A 3354-nucleotide genomic window follows, 5' to 3' on the forward strand; every position below is an offset into this window, starting at 1 on the left:
GTAAAATTAGGCATCCCGCAATACAAGGCATGGCAACATGCTAACACCCGGAAGGGTTACTGGCACACCGCCAACAGTTGGATACTGTCCACGACAGCCACTAACACCCGGTTGAGAGATGCGGGCTTTCTATTCTTCACGGACTGTTACCTGAATGCGCGTTTACTAAATTAGGGAACCGCCGTATACCGAACGGTACGTACGGTGGTGGGAGAGGTCGGCGTAGGAACTAATCCTACGCCACCTACTCGATTTGATCTTAGATCACTCAATCGTTTGCATTCCTGTATTAGGTAATTGGAGGTATTTTAATATGCTTTTAATTGATTACTATTCAGCAAATGATAGCTGGCTATTACCTTTACGAATGCGCTGAACAATCGTGCGCATGGGTTTAAGGGTTTAATTTTTCAATCAATTGACGCAGCTTTTCCAAGCTGCGTTTTCTTTTTAATGACCAGCGCGGGCGCGGGTGCGTGCGGCTTTTTGGGCTGCCTGTGACCGTTTACGCGGACCTTTTGTGTTGGCAGCTTTCTTTGCGGAAGCCGAACGGGCGGTTGCTGTACGGCGGCGGGCCGCACTATGAGCCTGCCGGGAGAGTGCAGTATGCGAAGCTGCCTCAGTGCCTTCTTTTTTTAATGCTTTTATTCTCGCCCTCGACCGCTTGGCAGAAACAGGTTTATGGGTACGGCCTTGTTTTAATTCCCTTTCCGCCTGTTTGCGGGTTTTTTCAGAAGTGGCGCCGGCTTTGGGTGGTTTTAATTTAACGCCTGCACGGCGGGCTTCAGATAAACCAATAGCAATGGCTTGTTTGGTATTACGGGCGCCATGTTCACCCTTGCGGATCTTATCCATTTCTTCATGAACAAACTCGCCAGCCTGGGTACTGGCCGATTTGCCTTGTTGTTTATCGCGCTTTGCACGTGTTATTGCTTTTTTTGTTGGCATATACAATGCTTTTACCATGCAATCTCGCAATTCTTATACCCGCGGAAATGATTGATTATGAGTTAGTAGATTGTTTTTGTAAAACAGGGCTGGTTATTGGTGTACAATGAAATTACATGAAGCTGGTTCTTTTGCAGGTAAGGTAATTCAATGTCATTATTTCCCTTTTGCAGCCTAATGTCCCTGCTGTATACAACACCGCCTACTGTGTTAGATATACAAATTTTTATGTTATCAGGGGCTGTAGCATTCGCGATCAGATGGGTGGTAGCCGGGAAGCCGTTATTGGTTAAACGGTAGGAGGTTGCCGATGCTTCACCAGTATTGCGCAATAAAGGATTTAACTGGGCTAACACAGCAAGATCAACGTAATTGATTGCCACTGCTGTGCACCCGTTTCTTACTTCAGTTACTATCAGCTGAAAGGCTCCATTGGCAGTATCGGTGATAGGGTTTTGAACACTGGAAGTAAATCCCTTTGGTCCGCTCCAGTTCCACAACAAACCTTGCGATCCGCCAAACGGCGTAGCGTAATTGCTGGCGCTGACATTGCCGCCATGCAGTACATAATGGACCCTGTCGGCAGTAGTAGAAACAAAAAACGAGGCAACTGGTGGAAATGTATCGGCGGCTACAGTTACTGTATCTTTTCTGGTTACCGGACAACCCTGCGCAACGGCAGCCTCTACAATATAGGAACCGCCTTTATTTACCTGTACGCTGTTGCCGGTGGTGCTGGTAATATTACCATTGGTGGTGGCCCAGGTATAATAGCCTGCGGTTGTATTATTGGTTACATGAATGCTGCCCGTTGGATTGGCGCATGAAAGTGCGGGCGCCGAAAGCGTATAATCGAGCACGGGTGTTTGCAGAAAATCAAAAGGCCCTGTAAAATCCTGCAGATTGGAAGTGAAAGAGGTAGATGAACGTGATTTAAAAAAGATAGAAGCAAATGACGACCCGCAGGCGCCCGAATTTAACACAGAAGCATACAGCGCGGGGTCAATGCCAATACGCGTAAGGTTCAATCCAACTTCAATAAATTGTAATGAATTGTATTGTGACGACCAGCCTGACGTGTTATTCGAACCCCAGGGTGTGGAATAAGTAGTATCCGCAGCAGGCGTTGCTGAAAGATTGGCAATACCTGACCCAAAAGCGGTGGTGCCGGTTTTTGATACAATGGAAGCATAGCCAAACGAAGTAGTTGAACCATCAAAGCTGCTTCCAAAATTAAACAGGTTAGGCGTAACGGAAGTATAGGTGGTTTTGCTGATCCAAATGCGAACTTCTACAGTGGGCGCACCCGATGAATAATTTACAGCAACGATCATATCGCCCGTTTGGGTGATATTGCCTGATGCATCGAACAGCCATTGACTATGACCGGCATTGGGCCCGCCTGTACTGAAATTACCTGTGGCAGGGTTATAAGTAATTTTGTTTTTGTATAATTCTATATCAAAGTACCGTGCACCCGAAGTACCAACAGTGGAAACACCGGTAAAAAACCATAAAGAATCATGTACGTTTATACCGTTGCGGCGCATATGCCCATATGCATCTATCAGGTCTGTTTTATCGGGAGTTGGAGACGCGGTGCCATGCCAGCTGACAGGGTCATCGCCGTTTTTTCCGCCGCCTGAAAAAGTAGAGGAGTCTGTTGAAGCTGCAATATAATCCCGGGTGTAAATCGCATCCAGCCAGATCTTACCGCTTACATTGGTATACAGTGGAACCGACATGCGTTTTGCAAAGGAAATATTATTGCCCGCCTGTAGCCGCGATCTATAATAAGCGGCGTTAGACGTATCGATTACATTGGTGCCTGAAGCAGTGGGAGAGGAAAACCAGTCGTCGCTGGATATAGTTCCCGTAGCTGGACCATATTTAAGATATCCGGCTTTTGTATCTGCATCTACACCAAATCCCGCATGAAAGCCGCCGGTATTTAACTGACACAAACCTTCAGCATGCAGTACGATCAGAAATAATATAGCATAGCATAATTTCATTTTGGGACGGATTGGATTAATCTTTCAAGCGAAGTACGGATAGCTTGTTGCTATAAATATATATAGTGGTAAAGGCTGCTGCAGCATAACAAGCCCGGGGAATTGCCCAAATGACTGGAAAATTTAGCTTCCTTTAAACTGAAACTCTTAATACATCTGGGTAAGAGTGTAGGATACACATCTTTGATAGTGTCTAATTGAAGTGGATTTTGTTACTGTGTCTATTTAACATAATGTTAATTATGGATACTTGTTACCAGCTTTTAGACGGCCGCCTTGCTGCTTTGAATGCTTGAAAAAACTCCTGGATTGTTGCGGGTAATCGGTAAAACGGCTGCAGGAATTGCAGCTCCCAAACTTGCCAATTTCGATTGTAAAGATCGCCGGAAGA

The 3354-nt window shown here is 45.8% G+C and carries 2 protein-coding genes; both read right to left on the reverse strand.

The window, feature by feature from the left end; all coding sequences use genetic code 11:
• Nucleotides 1-450: 450 nt before the first annotated feature.
• Nucleotides 451-948, reverse strand: coding sequence for a DUF6496 domain-containing protein (locus ACJ751_RS15340; RefSeq protein WP_407746379.1), 498 nt, complete (start codon nt 946-948; stop codon nt 451-453).
• A 62-nt stretch (nt 949-1010) separates the two neighbouring features.
• Entirely contained in the window at nt 1011-2963 is a 1953-nt protein-coding gene (locus ACJ751_RS15345; RefSeq protein ID WP_407746380.1) for a hypothetical protein, read from the reverse strand.
• Nucleotides 2964-3354 lie beyond the last annotated feature (391 nt).

The organism is Niastella sp. (assembly GCF_045805085.1).
Lineage (GTDB): Bacteria > Bacteroidota > Bacteroidia > Chitinophagales > Chitinophagaceae > Niastella.

Coding starts and splice junctions, on each gene's coding strand:
- ACJ751_RS15340 (WP_407746379.1), bottom strand. CDS start 948: ATGCCAACAAAAAAAGCAATAACACGTGCAAAGCGCGATAAACAACAA.
- ACJ751_RS15345 (WP_407746380.1), bottom strand. CDS start 2,963: ATGAAATTATGCTATGCTATATTATTTCTGATCGTACTGCATGCTGAA.